This window comes from Solimonas terrae (genome assembly GCF_011067135.1).
Lineage (GTDB): Bacteria > Pseudomonadota > Gammaproteobacteria > Nevskiales > Nevskiaceae > Solimonas > Solimonas terrae.
The window spans coordinates 248,154-264,665 of sequence record NZ_JAAMOW010000006.1 but is presented as its reverse complement, the minus strand read 5'-3'; the positions used below and the strand labels follow the sequence as shown (position 1 = coordinate 264,665).

At 68.0% G+C, this 16,512-nt stretch carries 16 protein-coding genes; 9 read left to right on the top strand and 7 right to left on the bottom strand.

Translation table 11 applies throughout. The features are described from left to right. The first annotated feature begins 109 nt into the window (after nucleotides 1-109). Nucleotides 110-1,927, top strand: a complete 1,818-nt coding sequence (locus tag G7Y85_RS13120; protein ID WP_166257724.1) for an arylsulfatase — start codon at nucleotides 110-112, stop codon at nucleotides 1,925-1,927. Continuing rightward, on the top strand, nucleotides 1,924-2,913 hold the full coding sequence (locus G7Y85_RS13115) for a formylglycine-generating enzyme family protein (RefSeq protein ID WP_166257721.1): 990 nt from the start codon (nucleotides 1,924-1,926) through the stop codon (nucleotides 2,911-2,913). Before G7Y85_RS13120 ends, G7Y85_RS13115 begins: the two co-directional genes overlap by 4 nt. A 185-nt stretch (nucleotides 2,914-3,098) precedes the next feature. On the opposite strand, the gene G7Y85_RS13110 is transcribed toward G7Y85_RS13115, so the two are convergent. The 3 genes from G7Y85_RS13110 to lipP1 form a co-directional block, all read right to left on the bottom strand. After that, a complete protein-coding gene (locus G7Y85_RS13110) occupies nucleotides 3,099-4,304 on the bottom strand; it encodes a helix-turn-helix transcriptional regulator (RefSeq protein ID WP_241696158.1) in 1,206 nt (401 codons plus the stop codon). Between the two features lie 166 nt (nucleotides 4,305-4,470). Continuing rightward, entirely contained in the window at nucleotides 4,471-5,127 is a 657-nt protein-coding gene (locus tag G7Y85_RS13105; RefSeq protein WP_166257718.1) for a TetR/AcrR family transcriptional regulator, read from the bottom strand. A gap of 408 nt (nucleotides 5,128-5,535) precedes the next feature. Continuing rightward, nucleotides 5,536-6,474 (bottom strand): LipP1 family hormone-sensitive lipase, encoded by a 939-nt coding sequence (lipP1, locus tag G7Y85_RS13100; RefSeq protein ID WP_166257715.1) that lies wholly within the window; start codon nucleotides 6,472-6,474, stop codon nucleotides 5,536-5,538. 141 nt (nucleotides 6,475-6,615) lie between these two features. On the opposite strand from lipP1, the gene G7Y85_RS13095 reads away from it, so the two are divergent. The 3 genes from G7Y85_RS13095 (at nucleotide 6,616) to G7Y85_RS13085 (ending at nucleotide 9,635) form a co-directional block, all read left to right on the top strand. Next, complete coding sequence (locus G7Y85_RS13095) at nucleotides 6,616-7,761, top strand: LLM class flavin-dependent oxidoreductase (RefSeq protein ID WP_166257712.1); 1,146 nt, start codon at nucleotides 6,616-6,618, stop codon at nucleotides 7,759-7,761. A 162-nt stretch (nucleotides 7,762-7,923) separates the two neighbouring features. After that, nucleotides 7,924-8,964 carry a 5'/3'-nucleotidase SurE gene (locus G7Y85_RS13090; protein ID WP_166257709.1) on the top strand — a complete coding sequence of 347 codons (1,041 nt, stop codon included), beginning with the start codon at nucleotides 7,924-7,926 and terminating at the stop codon, nucleotides 8,962-8,964. Between the two features lie 11 nt (nucleotides 8,965-8,975). Further along, nucleotides 8,976-9,635 carry a hypothetical protein gene (locus G7Y85_RS13085; protein ID WP_166257707.1) on the top strand — a complete coding sequence of 220 codons (660 nt, stop codon included), beginning with the start codon at nucleotides 8,976-8,978 and terminating at the stop codon, nucleotides 9,633-9,635. A 96-nt stretch (nucleotides 9,636-9,731) separates the two neighbouring features. On the opposite strand, the gene G7Y85_RS13080 is transcribed toward G7Y85_RS13085, so the two are convergent. Beyond that, on the bottom strand, nucleotides 9,732-10,382 hold the full coding sequence (locus G7Y85_RS13080) for a MarC family protein (protein ID WP_166257704.1): 651 nt from the start codon (nucleotides 10,380-10,382) through the stop codon (nucleotides 9,732-9,734). Nucleotides 10,383-10,706: 324 nt separating this feature from the next. On the opposite strand from G7Y85_RS13080, the gene G7Y85_RS13075 reads away from it, so the two are divergent. From G7Y85_RS13075 to G7Y85_RS13060, 4 genes are all read left to right on the top strand, one after another. Beyond that, a complete protein-coding gene (locus G7Y85_RS13075) occupies nucleotides 10,707-12,197 on the top strand; it encodes an FAD-dependent oxidoreductase (protein ID WP_166257701.1) in 1,491 nt (496 codons plus the stop codon). 166 nt (nucleotides 12,198-12,363) lie between these two features. Beyond that, on the top strand, nucleotides 12,364-13,284 hold the full coding sequence (locus tag G7Y85_RS13070) for an NAD-dependent epimerase/dehydratase family protein (RefSeq protein WP_166257698.1): 921 nt from the start codon (nucleotides 12,364-12,366) through the stop codon (nucleotides 13,282-13,284). A 14-nt stretch (nucleotides 13,285-13,298) separates the two neighbouring features. Then, nucleotides 13,299-13,751, top strand: a complete 453-nt coding sequence (locus tag G7Y85_RS13065; protein ID WP_166257695.1) for a nuclear transport factor 2 family protein — start codon at nucleotides 13,299-13,301, stop codon at nucleotides 13,749-13,751. 46 nt (nucleotides 13,752-13,797) lie between these two features. After that, nucleotides 13,798-14,328 (top strand): GNAT family N-acetyltransferase, encoded by a 531-nt coding sequence (locus G7Y85_RS13060; protein ID WP_166257692.1) that lies wholly within the window; start codon nucleotides 13,798-13,800, stop codon nucleotides 14,326-14,328. A 3-nt stretch (nucleotides 14,329-14,331) separates the two neighbouring features. On the opposite strand, the gene G7Y85_RS13055 is transcribed toward G7Y85_RS13060, so the two are convergent. From G7Y85_RS13055 to G7Y85_RS13045, 3 genes are read right to left on the bottom strand one after another with little or no spacing between them, the layout of a single operon-like run. Beyond that, entirely contained in the window at nucleotides 14,332-15,156 is an 825-nt protein-coding gene (locus tag G7Y85_RS13055) for an SDR family NAD(P)-dependent oxidoreductase (protein WP_166257689.1), read from the bottom strand. Beyond that, nucleotides 15,153-16,142, bottom strand: a complete 990-nt coding sequence (locus tag G7Y85_RS13050) for a flavin reductase family protein (protein ID WP_166257686.1) — start codon at nucleotides 16,140-16,142, stop codon at nucleotides 15,153-15,155. The genes G7Y85_RS13055 and G7Y85_RS13050 overlap by 4 nt, the downstream gene beginning before the upstream one ends. A 2-nt stretch (nucleotides 16,143-16,144) precedes the next feature. Continuing rightward, a complete protein-coding gene (locus tag G7Y85_RS13045; RefSeq protein WP_174839776.1) occupies nucleotides 16,145-16,498 on the bottom strand; it encodes a VOC family protein in 354 nt (117 codons plus the stop codon). Nucleotides 16,499-16,512 lie beyond the last annotated feature (14 nt).

Here is a 16,512-nt window from a genome sequence, read left to right as displayed (position 1 = left end):
GTACAGCCGTAGATTGGCGGACGCGAAAGCGCGCAGGACGATGGATCAACAGATATCCGTTGCGAGCGGCCGTGAATCGGCGGCGCGACGACGGGTCCGGGGGAGAGCGATGAGGGAAATTTCACGAGTCCGCGCCGCGTGGCGTCAGCTGCTGCCGATCGCGGCCTGTCTGCTGCTGGCCGCCTGCGGGCAATCCAGCAGCATCGGTGACGATGCCGGCAGCGGCCATGGCGGCAGCGCGAACGCGCGACCGAATGTGGTCGTGATCCTCGCCGACGATGTCGGGTATTCCGACATCAGCGCCTTCGGCAGCGAGATCCAGACGCCGAATCTCGATGCGCTGGCGCGCGCCGGCCAGATCCTGACCAATTTCCACACCACGCCGCTGTGTGCGACCTCGCGCGTCGAACTGCTGACCGGCGCCGATCATCACCTGGTCGGGATGGGCGAGATGGGCAGCATGAAGCTGCTGTACACGGGTGCGAGCAATCCGAACTATGCGGGCCAGTTCGATCCGCGCGGTCTGTCGATCGCGCAGATGCTCAAGGACGCCGGCTATCACACGTACATGGCGGGCAAGTGGGGCATCGGTGGCGTGGGCCCGCAGGGCGAGGGATTCGAGCACGCCTTCTACCTCGATCCAAACGCCGATTACGCCAGCAATTTCGCGCCCCCGGCCGGCTACAAGCCGGGCCTTGCGACCAATCCGCCCTATCCGGTCTACGAGCCGCACTACGAAGACGGACAGGAAGTCAGCCTGCCCGACGACTATTTCTCCAGCGATTACTACGCCGACAAGCTGATGCAGTACATCGGCGCCGCGCATGGCGACGGCAAGCCGTTCTTCGCCTACCTGCCGTTTCAGGCGACGCACTTCCCGCTGCAGGCGCCGGCAAAGTATCTCGACTGCACGCAAGGCACGCCCAAGTGCTACAAGAGCGTCTACGACGCCGGGTATGACGCCATCCGCGACGCGCGCCTCCAGCGCATGAAGGATCTCGGCATCATCCCGCAGGACTTCAAGCCCAGCCCCGGCGATGAAGTGACGATGACCCGCTTCGGCCAGCCGGGCGTGCTGACCAATACGCCGTGGTCGGCACTGACGGCCGCCCAGCAGACCAGCGAGGCGCGCCTCATGGAAGTCTATGCGGCGATGCTGACCAATCTCGATGACAACGTCGGCCGCCTCATCGCTTACCTGAAGTCGATCGGCGAATACGACAACACGATGATCGTGTTCTTCTCCGACAATGGCGCCGACGGCATGGGCTACGGCTTCATCCCGTTCGTCGACAGCAACCTGAACCTCGACATCGACAACTCGCTGGCCAACTACGGCCGGCAGGGTTCCTTCATCTTCCGCTCGACGCGCTGGGCGGAAGTCGGCACGGCGCCGTTCCGCCTGTTCAAGTCCTTTCCGTCCGAAGGCGGTATCTCGGTGCCGACCATCGTCAAGATGCCCGGCGGTCAATCGCTGGCGCCGAGTGGCGCCTATGCACAGCTGACGGATATCGTGCCGACCGTGCTGGCACTCACCGGCGTCGCGCCACCGGACAGCGAATACGACGGCCGCAGCCTCTCGCCGATCGAGGGCACGTCGCTGCTGCCGTTGCTGACGGGCCGCGCGAGCGCCGCGCACACGGACGACGCGGTGTTTGCCGACGAAGTCGCGGCGCAGCGCTATGTGCGGCAGGGTCCATGGAAGATGACGCGGATCGCCAACGCGTTCTTCCCGAGCGCCGCGCTGCTGCTGCCGCGGCAATGGCAGCTGTACAACATCGACACCGATCGCGGCGAGACCACCGATGTCGCCGCGGACAATCCCGAAGAGGTCCAGAAGCTGACGCAGGCCTGGGCGCAATACGTCGAGCGCGTCGATGCGATCAACCCGACCGTTCCGCCGCAGCTCATCCCGATCGGCCAATGAAGTGGCGCGTGCTGGCGGCGCTCGCCGCCGTGATGTTCGCCGCCGTCGCCGCACTGCGCGCCCGGCACGAGGCATCACCATCCGCCCCGCCGGCGGCGGCACTCGGCACGCCGCAGCGCTGCGCCGCCTATGACGGCCTGCCCCCCGGCGACGGACCGCATGCCGGCATGCAATACATCGCCGGTGGCCGCTTCGAACTCGGCAGCCTTCGCGGTTATGCCGAGGAACGGCCGCTGGTCGCGACCGGGCTGGCGCCCTTCTGGATCGATCGCACCGAGGTCACGAATGCGCAGTTCGCGCGCTTCGTCGTGGCGACCGGCTATGTCAGCGACGCCGAGCGGCGCGACGGTGCCGTGGTGTTTGCCATACCCGATGCGAACGATGCCGATGCGCTGAATGCGGGCCGCTGGTGGCAACTGCGCCGCGATGCGAACTGGCACCGACCTGACGGCGTGAAAGCCGGCGCGCCGAACGAGCCGGTCGTCGATATCACGTATGCCGATGCGCTCGCCTACGCGCACTGGCTCGGGCGCGCACTGCCGAGCGAGGCGCAATGGGAATTCGCCGCCAAGGCCGGCCGCGACAACGAACACGCCGACCGTGCGCTGCGCGACGCGCGGGGCCATCCGCTCGCCAACTTCTGGCAGGGTCTGTTTCCGCTCGACAACCGCGGCGAGGACGGCTACACCGGCCGCGCGCCGGTCGGCTGCTTCGCCGCCAACCCGGACGGGCTGTACGACATGATCGGCAACGTCTGGGAATGGACCACCGACGTCTATCGCGACGGCCATGCGACGGCGGACGAGACCGCGGCGATGGCGGCGATGCCGGCGCGCGGTACGGCGCCGCGGCGCGTCATCAAGGGGGGCTCGTATCTGTGCGCCGACAACTACTGCGTACGCGCACGCGCGTCGTCGCGACAGGGCCAGGAGGCCGACCTGCCGACGGTGCACATCGGCTTTCGCACGATCAGTGCTGCGCCGTAGCGCGCCGCCGCAGAACCCCATGCACCGTCATGGCGAGGTGCATCGCACCGACGCAATCCGGCCGCTCCGCCGGATCGAGTGACGTACCTGGATCGCTTCGCCGCTGCCGGCGGGTCGCAATGACAAAATGAAATCGACATGCCGGCTCGGCCACCGCCGCCGCGCCTCGATCGCGCCCGCCCGGCTCAGGCCAGCGACACGACGCTGTTCAGCATCATCCGCACCAGCGTCGTCTGTCGCGTCGCGCCGGTCTTGCAGAAGATGAAGCGCAGATAGGTGCGTGCGGTATTGCGCCGCACGCCGAGTTTCTCGGCAGCCTCGTCGAGCGTCAGGCCGTCGGCCAGATGCAGGGCCAGCGCCGCTTCCATGCGCGTGAAATTGAACAGACGACGGACGACCTCGTTGGCGCCGTTCAGGCGCGTGGCTTCCGGATCGCGCACGAACACGATCGCCGCCGGCCGCTGCCGGCTTTCCGGGCTGATGCCCTGCGGCACGCGGCGGATCACCAGACACAGCTTGGCCTGACCGGACGGCCGCGTCACCGAGATCGCGTCGATCACAGCCGGTCCTTCATCGTTCTGGTCGGCGAGCGCGGTCCGCAGCACGCGTTGCAGTTCGCGGCGTTCGGTCGCGCCTTCCGTGCTCAGGTGCTGGGCGCTGAGCAGCAGGCCGTCGCGCTGTTCGAGGATGCGCCGCGCTTCGGGGTTGAGGTCGAGCACCGTGCCGTCGCGCGTGATGCTGATGGTGCCGAGCTGCATGCGGTTCAGCGTGCCGGCGAACAGCTGTCGCTCGCTTTCCAGATCGTCGATGCGCGTGTGCAGCTGGATCGCGCGTTTCAGGTGCGGCAGCAGCACGCGGCAGAAGCGCTTGTCGTCGTCGGTGAACGCCAGAGCGTCGATGCCGCGCGAGACGCGGAAGCGGCACTCGCTGCCGCCGCCCATGCGCAGGTCCGCGCCGAGCAGATGACCGACCGCGACCGGTTCCATGAACTGACGATAGAACGTGGACTTCGACCAGCGCGGCCCCATCAGCTCTTCGGGCGTCACGACCTCGCCGTCGGGCAGGCCGACGAACGGGTCCAGCGCGTAGAAATGCGTGCGATAGGACTCCGACGCGTGGGCATTGACGGTATCGGTATTGATGATGGCGCCGGCGTTCTGCGCGGTGGCCGGTCGCAGGATCAGGGTCGTGTGCTTGGCATCGAACACTTCGCGCAGGGTCTGCAGCGAGCTGTGCAGCGGCGGGTCCTCGCTGGCGCCGTCATAGATCGCCGTGAACACGCTGTTGAGCCGCTCGAACTCGACCAGCTGCTGCGCCTGCGGCACGGGCATGCCGGGTATCGCCTCGATCCGTGCTTTGCCGGCCTTCGCCGCCGCTGTCATCTGCACCATCTTCATCTCCTCGCGCCGGCTGCGTCGGCCGGTGCCTGCCGGGCGCGCCAGTCCCGGAACGCCCACCCGACCGAGCATAGCGGGCGCCGCCGGCGCCTCCTCGTCCGAATGGAGATAAGCCGCCGAACGGTCCGGCGGCGGGGTGCTGCCAGGGCGTCAACAGGCCCTAGCGTCCTTTCCGGCTGGCCGGACGCGCGTCGACGGTGGCGCCCGCCGCGCGCGTGTCCTGTGCGATGCGCAGGGCGTCGCGGGCCTTGAGGCCGAGCGCGAGCAGGACGTGTTCGGTCAGGTGTTCGCCCAGCGGGCCGGGTGCGGCTCCGGCGTGAACGCTGCGCATGCCGGCGAGGATCGAGCCGGCGACCACGTTCAGTGCTGCCGCCGGATCGCGGAACGTCATGCGACCGCTGCGGCGGCCCTCGGCGAGCAGATCCGGGATCAGGTTGGTCAGCTTTTCGGTGGTGCGATGCGTGGCGTCGACCAGCCGCAGCACCGCGGCGCCCCAGTCCGGGTCGTCGGCCATCAGCTGGAAAGTCGATTTGACGATGGTGGCGAGTCGCGCGGCAGGGTCCTCGATGCGCTCGCAATCGCGCCAGGCCGGGCCGTTGATGCGATCGACCAGCTTGACCGCCGCTGCCTCGATCAGCTCTTCCTTGCTCTTGAAATAGTTGTGCACCGTGCCGCTGGCGACACGCGCCTCGTCGGCGATCTCCATGAACGTCGTCAGGATCGCCTCCTTGCGCGAAAACACGCGCGTCGCCGCCTCGAGCAGTTCTTCCAGTGTCCGGGCCCGCTTCTTGTGCCCGCGCGTCAGCGATTCCGCCATCGCGAATTCTCCGTATGCGAGGCGCGATCTTCGGGTGGGCTGGCACGCCAGTCAATATTGCCGTCTCTTTCTATAGTGGCGTTCAAATCAATATTGACGAATAACTCAATATTGGAGATACTAACGTCCGTCAGCTTTTCCCCGAACGGAGTTCCGCCATGACCATCCTCTACTCGCTGTTGATCGCCGCAACCGGAGCCGCGCTGTTTGCCGACATCGGCGACAGTCTCGTGTCGATGGCGCGCCAGCCCGGCCGCTATTGATTCGGATGTGCCTGCTGCCAGTGCCCGGCCTCCGGCGCTGAAGTGGAAACGTCTCCCCATCGCCGTGCGATGGGGAGACGGTGCGCCACGAAGCCCTCGCCGCGGGCCGTTCCGGCGCCCCGACGTCGCGGCGCGGCGATTGTCCTCAACGCCATGCGGCGCGCAGACGCTGCGCGGCATGCGTCAACGCGGCGTCGGCCGCGTCGATCACGCCGAGCATGCTGGCAAAGCCGTGCACCATGCCCGGCCAGCAGCGATAGTCGACGGCGACACCCGCGGCTTCGAGTTTGCGCGCATAGGCTTCGCCTTCGCCGCGCAGCGGATCGAACTCGGCGGTGACGATGGTCGCGGCTGTGACCCCCGTGACATCGCCGGCATGCAGCGGCGAGGCGCGCGGATCATGTGCGTTCTTCGCGTCGACCAGATACTGGCGGCGATACCAGCGCATCGCATCGCGCGTCAGGAAATAGCCGCTGGCGTAGCGCGCGTAGGTCTCGCTTTCGGCCACGCAATCCGTCACCGGATACAGCAACAGCTGATGACGCAGCCGCGCGCCACTGCGTAGCGCGAGCTGGGCGAGCACGGCCGCGAGATTGCCGCCGGCGCTGTCGCCGGCAACGGCGATACGCGCGGCATCGACGCCGAGGCTCGCCGCGTTCGCATCGAGCCAGTCGAGCGCGAACAAGGCATCCTCGACGGCCGCCGGAAACGGCGCTTCCGGCGCCAGTGCGTAATCGACGGAAACCACCAAGGCCTTACTGCGCGCGGCGAGCGTGCGGCAGATGTTGTCGTGCGTGTCGAGGCCGCAGCTGACGAAGCCGCCGCCGTGGAAATACAGCACGGCCGGCAAGCGCGCATCGCCGTGCGGGCGATAGAAGCGCAGGCGCAGATCGCCATTCGCGACGCGGATCGTGCGATCGCGGATCTCGGCCACGTCATCGCCGGGCGCGAACATCGCCGGGCTCGCCGCCAGCGCCGCGCGCAGCTGCGGCGCGGTCAGCGTCGCGTAGTCGGGCTCGGGCATGCCGGCCGTCGCGGCAAGCAGGGCCTGGACCTGGGGATCGGGTTGCGATGCGGACGACATGAGCGGCTTCCGGTGACGGGAGCGGCGATTGTCGCGGCGCGTCGGCGGCGCGCGTCTCGTCCGGATGCAGATATGGCGGCGGACGAAGTTTGCGAGCCGAGGGCTCTTCACACTGGCGCCGAATTCCCGGAGGAGCCCGCCATGAAGTTTTCACTGATTTACGAAGCGCAGACCACCGACGCCACCCGCGCCGGCGATCGCAAGGTGTTCGACGACACCGTCGAACAGGTGTTGCTGGCCGAGCAGATGGGCTTCGACGTGGTCTGGTGCGTCGAGCACACGGCGCTGACGAACTATTCGCACATGAGTGCGCCGGAGACGATGCTGGCGTTTCTCGCCGGCAAGACCAGCCGCATCCATCTCGGGCATGGTGTGATCTGCCTGCCGCCGGCGATGAATCATCCGGTCAAGGTTGCCGAACGCATTGCGACACTCGACCTGCTCAGTCACGGCCGCGTGCATTTCGGTGTCGGCAAAGGCGGCACGCAGCAGGAATCCGGCACCTTCGGCTACGACCTCGCGACGCTGAATCCGCAGATCGACGAGGCGATGTACCTGATCCCGAAGATCATGACGCAGGACGAGATCGAGCACGACGGCGAGTTCGTGAAGATTCCGAAGCGGCCGGTGCATCCCAAGCCCTACCAGGACCCGCATCCGCCGATGTATCTGGCCTGCACCAACACCGACACGCTGACGCGCGCCGGCCAGCGCGGCATGGGCGCGCTGGTGCTCGGCTTCGGCGGGCCCGATGACGTGGCGAAGAAGAACGAGGTCTATCGAAGCGCCTGGAACACGCGCAAGCCGGAAGATCAGGTCGGCTTTCGCCCGCACCGGCATCTTGCCGCGCTGTGTCCGACGATCGTGCTCGACGACGGCGTCAAGGCGCGACAGATCGGCATCAAGGGTCAGCGCTATTTCATGGAGTCGCTCGCGCACTGGTACACCGGCGCGCCGCGTCCGGACCCGGCGCAGTGGAGCGACGACATCACCGCGCACGACGCGGCCGGCAAGGCCGTGATCAGGACCAGCTTCGCGTCCGAGAAAGTCGAGATCGACTTCTCCGATCCGACCATGATGCTGCTCAATCCGAACCACGCCTACGGCAAGGTCGAGGACTGCATCGGCTACGTGCAGCGCCTGATCGATGCCGGTGCCGACGAGATCCTCTTCATCTGCCAGATGGGCAGCGTGCCGCAATGGGCGCAGCTCGAAACGCTGAAGAACATCGGCACGCACGTGATTCCGCATTTCCGCAAGCAGCCGGGCACGCGGCGCGCCGCCTGAAACGGGCCCGCGCCGGGTGCAATCGGCCAGCGGCGCGCGCCGCTGGCCGCATCGGCCCGGGTCATGGCCGGCATTCGACAGGGACGTCCGATGCCGCAGACGTAAGGTAGTGACCGACGGCCGGAGCACGGCCGTCTCCATCAAAAAGAACGGGAGAGAGACATGCCGGGAGATTCCATTCGCCATCCGCGCGCCTCGCGCTGGCTGGCTGCCGCCGCCCTGCTGCTCGGCACCACGCTGTCGGCGCCGAGCTGGGCACTGAACATCGTGCTGTCGAACGACGACGGTTTCGAGAGCGCCAACATCCATGCGCTGTACGCGAAGCTCAAGGCCGCCGGCTACGACGTGGTGGTGTCCGCGCCGGCGCAGAACAACAGCGGCAAGGGTGGCGCGATGAACTTCCTGCAGCCGATCACGCCGCTGACCCGGGACACGCGCTTCGGCACGGTCAAGGCCGGCGCGCCCGGCGTCGGCAGCGAAGCCGACGATGCCGACATCCATTACGTCGACGGCACGCCGGTGATGGCGCTGCTGTACGGCCTCGATGTGGTCGCGCCGCAGCGCTGGGGCGGGCAGCCGGACCTGGTGATCTCGGGGCCGAACGAGGGCGGCAACCTCGGCATGATCAATCCGTCTTCCGGCACCTTCAACAACGCCGTCTATGCGGTGAACCGCGGCATCCCGGCGATCGCCGTCAGCGCCGCGAGCACCAATGGCCGTTCGTATACCGCGTTGACCGACGATGCCAGCGAGTACGAACTGGCCGACGTGGTCGTCAGGCTGGTCGCGCAGCTCGACGCCGGCAAGGGCAGCGACGGCCGCCTGCTGCCGCCCGGCGTCGGCCTCAACGTCAATGTGCCGAACTTCGCCGCCGGCACTGCATCGAGCCTGAAGTTCCGGTTCGCGCGCATGGGTCTGGCGACCGACTACCAGCCGGTGTTCTACGCCAGCCTCGCCGACAGCCCGAACGCCGTGCAGTACGGTGCCGGAGCGCCGTATCCGGGCGTGTCGATCGTCACCCGCAACGTCACGCCGCCGAGCGGCGTCGTGCTGCCGGACGACACCGCTGCGAGTTCCGAGGCCAACGTGCTGGCCGACGGCGCGATCCCGGTCACCGTCTTCGAAGGCGTGCCGCAGGCGCGGCGCAGCAACGAGGATCCGGTCAGGATCCGCCTGCAGTCGCTGCTCGACAGCGCGAACTGAAGGGGACTGCCATGAACCCGACTGTTCTCGCACGGCGCGCCGTGCCGGCGCTGCTGCCGCTTGTGCTGATCGCCTGCAGCCAGGACCGGCACGCGCCCGCTTTCCGCACCGAGCTGCCGGCGCTGGCAGCCGGCGCGCACGCGATCGTCGTCGACGGCGACAGCGCAGCGCATGACGGCACCGAGTTCGTCGGCAGCAAGGGCGCGGCCTACGTGGTGTTCGCCGACGATTCGAACGCGGCGGCGAATGTCATCTACCGTCGCCGCGACGGGGCGTCGGCGTGGCAGCGCGTGCCGCGGGCGACCGGCGATCTGCAGCTTGCCGGCGCGCTCGATGCGCCGCTGACGATCGCTGCCTGGACGATGCCGGCCGCCGCGACCGCGTACCGCGCGCTGCTCGGCACGGCGGTGACGAGTTTCACGCTGGCACCGGATGGCAAGCTGACCGCGGCGGCCGACGGTTGCCGGGTCGGCGGCACGATCGCCGGTGCCGATCTCGCTGCTGCTGCGGAGGCGGCGCTGAACTTCAGCGGCTGCGCCGCGAGCGGCGGTCCGGCCGACGGCGACTACGACGGCATTGCCTACCTCGATCCGGACGCGTCGAACGCGGCTTTCCATGTCGTGGTCGACAACGGCAGCGCGATCGCCGACTTCTACGCCTACGCACCGTAGCGGCTCGGCGAGCCGGCCGGGGTGATCCGCAGGCGTCGTTTGCACGGCGCCTGTCCGGATCGCCGTGGCCTTCGCGACGCATCCGCGCAGGTCCCTTCAGAGCGGGGCGCCGGACTGGCCGAGTATCGGAAACAGGGTTTTCAGGCCGGCGGCCATGAAGCTGATCGCGATCGCCGACAGGATCAGGCCCATGATGCGGGTCGCGATGTTGATGCCGGTCTGGCCGATCACGCGGGTCAGCTGATCGCTGGAGCGCATCACCAGCCAGGTCAGCAGGGCGACCACGACGATGTCGAGCAACAGCACGCCCATGCCCCAGATGCTGCCGGCCTTCTGCGCGTAGATGATCGCCGAGCTGATCGCGCCGGGGCCGGCCAGCAGCGGAATGCCGAGCGGTACGACGCCGACCTGATTCTTGTCGGCCGCCTCGTCGGCTTCCTCCGGCGTGTGACGGGTATTGCCCATGCGCGCATTGAGCATGGAGATCGCCATCAGCAGGATCAGGATACCGCCGCCGACCTTGAATTCGGGAATGCCGATGCCGAACAGCGACAGCAGGAATTCGCCGGCGAGCGCCGAGGCGATCAGCACGATCGCGATGGTCATCGCCGCGTAGCGCGCAGTGACGGCGCGATGCGCTCGGCTGTCGCCGGCCGTCAGCGCGGCGATCGCCGACACCCCGAGCAGCGGATTGACGATCACGACCAGGCCGATCAGCGTGTGCAGACCGGACAGCAGCAGGCTCATGTGCGCTTTCTCCTTCAGGGTGACGACGCGCGGCGATCCGCCCGCGCACCGACGACTGTAGCGAATTCGTCGCCGGCGATCGGCGACGCCGAAGCGCGGGGGGTGTGGCTCGCGCCGCTCCGACAGGCCCGCGCCGTTGCCGAACCGCTCGTGCAGGAGCGACGCAAGTCGCGAAGCCGAAGTCCGGAGCGGGTCGCGGCGCGCGCCGCCCCCGCAAAAGCGACGACCTCATCCGCATGAGCGATTTTTGCGGCGTGCCGGGCGATTAGGCTGCGATGCACGATCCGCCGCGGCAACACGTGCGGACACCGAGGAGAGAGCCGCATGACCGAGGCATCCAGCGCAGGCTATTCGCGCCATCGTCCCTGCCGCGCCAGCGACGTCGCACATTGGGACCTGCAGACCGAGGTCGCGATCGTCGGCTTCGGCGCCGCCGGCGCCAGCGCCGCGATCGAGGCGGCGAATGCCGGCGCGAAAGTCACGCTGTTCGAGGCGACTTCGGGGCACGGCGGCACCTCGGCGTTGTCCGGCGGCGAGATCTACATGGGCGGCAACGGCGGCACGCCGATCCAGCGCAGCGCCGGCTTCACGGACAGCAGCGATGATCTCTACGAATACCTGCGCATGGCTGGCGGCCCCGATGCCGATGCCGCCAAGTGCCGCCTCTATGCCGACCACAGCCTCGCGCATTTCGAGTGGCTGGTCGCGCAGGGCGTCGTCTACAAGAACTCGTTCATTCCGACCCGCGTCGTCGAGCCGTTCACCGACGACTGCCTGATCTGGAGCGGCAGCGAGGAAGCCTGGCCGTTCTGCGAAAGCGCGAAGCCCTGCCCGCGCGGCCACACGCCGCAATGGATGGGCCTCGGCGGCGGCAAGTACCTGATGGACGTGCTTGCCAAGCGCGTCGCCGATCTCGAGGTCGACGTGCGCTTCGACGCGCGCGCCGTTGCGCTGATCGTCGATGCGAGTCATTGCGTCGTCGGCCTGGTGATCCGCAGCGAAGGTCGCGACCAGTTCGTGCGCGCCATGAAGGGGGTCATTCTCTGCGCCGGCGGCTTCATCATGAACAGGCACCTCGTGCAGCAGCACGCGCCGCATCTGGCGCGCGCCAACACGCCGATCGGCACCGTCGATGACGGCTCCGGCATCCAGCTCGGCCAGAGCGTCGGTGCACATGCGATCCACATGAACGAAGGCTTCGTGACCCTGCCCTGGTATCCGCCGGAATCGCTGATCAAGGGCATCTTCATCAACGAGCAGGGCCAGCGCTTCATCAACGAGGACTGTTATCACGGCCGCACCGCGCAAATGATCCTGCAGCAGCGCGGCACGCGCTTCTACGTGCTCGCCGATCAGGAAACCTACGGGGAGCCGGAGTTCGGCGAGTTCGCCAAGATCGGCATCGGCGCAGCCGGCGACAGCTGGCAGGAAATCGAAAAGGAACTGGAACTACCGGCAGGCGCGCTGATGGCAACGGTCGAGCTGTACAACCGCCATGCCGCGAACGGCGAGGACCCGCTGTTCCGCAAGGGCGCGAAATGGCTCAAGCCGCTGAACAAGCCGCCGTTCGTCGCGCTCGACTGCCGCATCGACTACTGCACCTATTTCACATTCACGCTCGGTGGCCTCGAAACCCTGCCGAGCGGCGAAGTGCTCGACGCCAGCCGTGAACCGATCGCCGGCCTCTACGCCGCAGGCCGCACGACCAGCGGCCTGCCGCGCTGGGGTGCCGGCTACAGCTCCGGCATGTCGCTCGCCGACGCGACCTTCTTCGGCCGTCAGGCGGGTCTGAACGCGGCGCAGCAGCGCGTATAGCAGCGCGCCTCCAATGCGACATACGAACCCGTTCGTCCCGAGTGTTTCGCGTAGCGAAACGTATCGAGGGGCGTGCGCGCGCCCTCTATACACCGCGCCTTGCGGCGCGGCACTCGGGACGAACGGCTGAAGCTTTTGAGCTGCGAAGCACGAAGGAGAGACTGCCATGAAGATTCTCGTCGTCGGTGGCACCGGCCTGATCGGTGGCCATGCCGCGCTGCATCTGCAAAGCCTTGGTCACGACGTGACGATTGCGGCACGCAAATCCGCTCAAGCGCAAAGTGCACTCGCCGCACTGCCGATCCTGCTCGGCGATTACGTCGCCGGCGACTTCACGCGCGAGCAACTGGCCGGCTTCGATGCACTGGTGTTCGCTGCCGGCAACGACATCCGTCATCTCGACAAGAACGCCGACGAAGCCGCGCACTGGCAGCGCGCCAACATCGACGGCGTGCCGCGCTTCTTCAAGCTCGCGCGCGAGGCCGGCGTCCGTCGCGCGGTGCTGGTCGGCAGCTTCTATCCGCAGGTGAAACCGGAACTTGTCGATCGCATTCCGTACGTGCGCTCGCGGCATCTCGCCGACGAAGGCGCGCGCGCGCTGGCGACCGGCGACTTCGCCGTATGCTCGGTCAACGCGCCGTTCGTGGTCGGTTCGGTGCCGGGCCTGCATGTCGGCATGTTCGACTACTACACGCGTTACGCGCTCGGCCAGATGGACCCGATGCCGGTCTATGCGCCGGCCGGCGGCGTCAACTTCATTTCCACCGCTTCGCTGTCGGAAGCGATCGCCGGCGCACTCCTGCGCGGCGAATCGGGCAAGGCGTATCTGGTCGGCGACGAGAACTGGACGTTCGCCGATTACCTGTCCCTGTTCTTCGAGACCGTCGGCAAGCCGCGAATCGTGCCGTCGCTCGATCAGGAACACCCCCTGCTGCCGGACTCGATGCTCTATGCCGGCCGCGGCACGCTGTTCTATTACGAGCCGGACGCCGGCGAGCAGGCCCTGCTCGGCTATCGCCGACATGACGTGCGGCCGGCGATCATCGCTGCCGTGATGCAGGCGCAGCAGATGATCGAAGCCGCCTGAACCGGGAGAAGCCGATGAATGACAGCGAACGACTGGTCGCGATCGAGGCCATCCGCCAGCTCAAGGCACGCTACTTCCGCGGCGTCGACAGCAAGGACGCCGCATTGCTGCGCAGTGTCTTCACCGACGATGCCGTCACCGATTTCCGCAGCGAGTCGCCCGACGGCGACGAGCGGCTGCTGCAGCGTGATCCGGATGCGTTCGTGCGCAACGCCCTGGGCGTGCTCGACGGTTGCGTCACCGCGCACGCCGGCAGCATGCCGGAGATCGTCGTCGATTCGGCGGACGAAGCGCATGCGCGCTGGAGCATGACCGACCGGATCTGGGTCGAGGACCGCGCGCGCTCGTCGCTGCCGTTCGCGCAGCTGCAGGGCTGGGGCTGCTATCACGACCGCTACCGGCGCACGGCCGACGGCTGGCGCATCGCCTCCACGCGGCTGGAGCGGATCAAGATCATCACCCGCTGAACCGCTCGCTGGGCGGGCGTCCACGTCTCAGGCATGCTGACGCGCCATGACCGAGCGCTCCGCAACCCCGCCGAAAAGCATCATCCGCAGCGCGCGCCTGCACTTGCGCGAGGCGGCCGACGGCGACGCCGACTTCATCATCGCGCTGCTCAACGAGCCCGGCTTCATCCGCTACATCGGCGACCGCAGGGTGCGTACGCCGGAGGACGCGCGCGGCTACATCGGCAAGCTTCGCGATCATTACTGGCGGCACGGCTACGGCCTGTATGTCGTGGTGCTCGACGACAGCGCGGCGCCGATCGGCATCTGCGGGCTGCTCAGGCGCGAGGCGCTGGATGCACCGGATATCGGCTTTGCCTTTCTTCACGGATACGAAGGGCAGGGCTATGCGTTCGAGGCCGCCGCCGCCGTGCTCGCCGATGCCCGCGCCCGGCTCCGCATCACGCGCGTGCTCGCGTTGACCATGCCGGACAACGAACGTTCGATGCGCCTGCTGCGCCGTCTCGGCCTGAAGCGCGATCGCGAAGTCGAGCTGCCGATGCCGGGCGATGTCAGCGTGCTGTTCGTGCCGGCCTGACGCTCACCACGCCGGCAGCGTCGGATTGCGGCGCGCAAGAATGCCGTCGGTCTTCGCTCGCAGTGCGTCGTCGAGCGCCTCCGGCTGCGGCACGATCCAGAACTCGCGTCTGCGCAGCGACGTGAACACGCGTGCGGCGAACACGTCCGGTGTCACCCCGTATTGCTGTGTCATGGTCCGCATCTGCGCGACGAAGCCCTCGCTGGCTGCATCGACGGTGGCGCCGAACGGATCGTCGAAGATGCCGGTGATGACCGGGCCGGGCGCGAGCAGCGACACGCCGATCGGCGCCTGCAGCATTTCCATCTCGCTGCGCAGCGACTCGGTCAGCGCGACGATCGCGAACTTGGTCGCCGAGTACGGCGCCATCAGCGGGCTGGCGAGAAAGCCGCCGACCGACGAGGTATTGATGATCTGCGCGGCGCGTCCGGCGCCGAGCAGATGCGGCACGAAACTGCGGATGCCGTTGACAGTGCCGCCGATGTTGACGTCGAGCAGGCGCTGCCAGCGCGCCGCTTCGATCTGCCAGGAAAAGCCGGTGGCCATGATGCCGGCGTTGTTGAACAGCAGGTCGACCTGACCGAAGGCGCGCCATGCCGCGTCGGCGAGTGCATCGACCGACGCCGGCCGCGTGACATCGGTCGGCACCGCGATCACCTCGCCGTCGAGGCCGGCGACCGACGCACGCAATTTGTCGGCGACCACGTCGGCGGCGACCACGCGCATGCCGAGCGACAGCGCGTGGCGGACCAGGCCGGCACCGATGCCGCTGGCCGCGCCGGTGATGACGGCAACGCCGCCGTCGATCTGCAGGGGCTCGTCGTTCATGGCGCGGCTCGCTGCGAGTCGGGCGTCCAGAGATCGGGCAGGCCGGGATCGGTGCTGCGGATCAGATGCCGCAGCGAATGCCGCAGTGCCTCGGCTTCCAGGCTGCCACAGGCCTGCAATGCGTCGGCTTCGATCGCGTCGGCGGCGGCGATCAGTTCCAGCGTCAGCCGGCGTCCGGCCTCGGTCATGTGGAAACGCGGTGCGTCGTGTGCGCCGCGCGTCTCCAGCAGACCGCGGACAGCCAGGTCCTGCAGACGCTCGCGTGACGCGGCCACGCCGGAATAGGCGAACACCTCGTTGAGTCCTTCCAGGCTGGCGCCGTCCTGCAGCACCAGTGTCGTCAGCGCGAAGTAGTCGGCGTCCGAGAGGCCGTGCGCGTCGAGGCGCGCGCGGATGCGACCGTAGAACTGGAACCAGGCGCGGCCGAGCAGATAGCCGAGATGATCCTCGCGCCAGATCGCCGGCGACGCATCGGCGGCGGCGCTGAGCTGACCGGCGCGACGTGCGGCGAAGGCGTAGCGACCGGACTGGAACACCAGCGGCGGCAGCTCGCAGCTGTCGAAGTCGAGTACCTCGCCGACTAAGATCAGATGGTCGCCGCCTTCGTACTGGAACGCACTGCGGCATTGCAGGCGCGCGGCGCAGCCGGCGAGCAGCGGCGCGCCGCCGTGACCTGCTTCGACAGCAAGCCCGGCGAACTTGTCGCTGCCGCTTTTCGCGAAGCGATTCGACAGCGCTTCCTGCTGCGCCGACAGGATGTGCACCGCCCAGTGCGTCGCATTCGCGAAGCTCGCGAGGCTGCGCGCCGACCGGGCGAGGCTCCACAGCACCATCGGCGGATCGAGCGAAACCGAATTGAAGCTGTTGGCGGTGATGCCGACCGGCGCGCCGTCGCGATCGCGCGTCGTGACGATGGTGACGCCGGTGGTGAAGCTGCCGAGCGCGCTGCGGAATGCGCGGGCGTCGAAGCCGGATGCCGTTCCCATGCTCATGCTCCCGTGACCTGCGGCCGGGAGGCCGGCTGGCTGAGCACGATGTCGAGACCGGCCAGCGACACGGCCGCGCGGCGCTCGTGCGGCCCCTGTTCCGCGTGCCGACGCAGTCGCGCGCCTGCGTCGAGCAGGCGCTGCAGTGCGGCGTCGACATCGGCGACGCGCACGACCAGCGCCGCCGCCTTGCCCATGCACTCGTCGCCGGTCGCGAGCGCGAGCTTCAGCCGGGCGTCGAGCGCGGCATAACGATCGCCGTCGCGAAACCGCAGCGGCAGCGCCAGCACCTCCTGCAGCACGGCCAGTGCCGGGCCCAGGGCCGGAACCGGAATCAGCACAGCGTCGACATTCATTGCGCGCTCCCGCG

Excerpts from the sequence above, each read along its gene's own strand:
- G7Y85_RS13045 (WP_174839776.1), bottom strand. The coding sequence starts at position 16,498 with ATGAATGTCGACGCTGTGCTGATTCCGGTTCCGGCCCTGGGCCCGGCA.
- G7Y85_RS13070 (WP_166257698.1), top strand. The coding sequence starts at position 12,364 with ATGAAGATTCTCGTCGTCGGTGGCACCGGCCTGATCGGTGGCCATGCC.
- G7Y85_RS13090 (WP_166257709.1), top strand. The coding sequence starts at position 7,924 with ATGCCGGGAGATTCCATTCGCCATCCGCGCGCCTCGCGCTGGCTGGCT.
- G7Y85_RS13105 (WP_166257718.1), bottom strand. The coding sequence starts at position 5,127 with ATGGCGGAATCGCTGACGCGCGGGCACAAGAAGCGGGCCCGGACACTG.
- G7Y85_RS13065 (WP_166257695.1), top strand. The coding sequence starts at position 13,299 with ATGAATGACAGCGAACGACTGGTCGCGATCGAGGCCATCCGCCAGCTC.
- G7Y85_RS13050 (WP_166257686.1), bottom strand. The coding sequence starts at position 16,142 with ATGGGAACGGCATCCGGCTTCGACGCCCGCGCATTCCGCAGCGCGCTC.
- G7Y85_RS13110 (WP_241696158.1), bottom strand. The coding sequence starts at position 4,304 with ATGGTGCAGATGACAGCGGCGGCGAAGGCCGGCAAAGCACGGATCGAG.
- G7Y85_RS13120 (WP_166257724.1), top strand. The coding sequence starts at position 110 with ATGAGGGAAATTTCACGAGTCCGCGCCGCGTGGCGTCAGCTGCTGCCG.
- G7Y85_RS13060 (WP_166257692.1), top strand. The coding sequence starts at position 13,798 with ATGACCGAGCGCTCCGCAACCCCGCCGAAAAGCATCATCCGCAGCGCG.
- G7Y85_RS13085 (WP_166257707.1), top strand. The coding sequence starts at position 8,976 with ATGAACCCGACTGTTCTCGCACGGCGCGCCGTGCCGGCGCTGCTGCCG.
- G7Y85_RS13075 (WP_166257701.1), top strand. The coding sequence starts at position 10,707 with ATGACCGAGGCATCCAGCGCAGGCTATTCGCGCCATCGTCCCTGCCGC.
- G7Y85_RS13095 (WP_166257712.1), top strand. The coding sequence starts at position 6,616 with ATGAAGTTTTCACTGATTTACGAAGCGCAGACCACCGACGCCACCCGC.
- G7Y85_RS13080 (WP_166257704.1), bottom strand. The coding sequence starts at position 10,382 with ATGAGCCTGCTGCTGTCCGGTCTGCACACGCTGATCGGCCTGGTCGTG.
- G7Y85_RS13055 (WP_166257689.1), bottom strand. The coding sequence starts at position 15,156 with ATGAACGACGAGCCCCTGCAGATCGACGGCGGCGTTGCCGTCATCACC.
- G7Y85_RS13115 (WP_166257721.1), top strand. The coding sequence starts at position 1,924 with ATGAAGTGGCGCGTGCTGGCGGCGCTCGCCGCCGTGATGTTCGCCGCC.
- lipP1 (WP_166257715.1), bottom strand. The coding sequence starts at position 6,474 with ATGTCGTCCGCATCGCAACCCGATCCCCAGGTCCAGGCCCTGCTTGCC.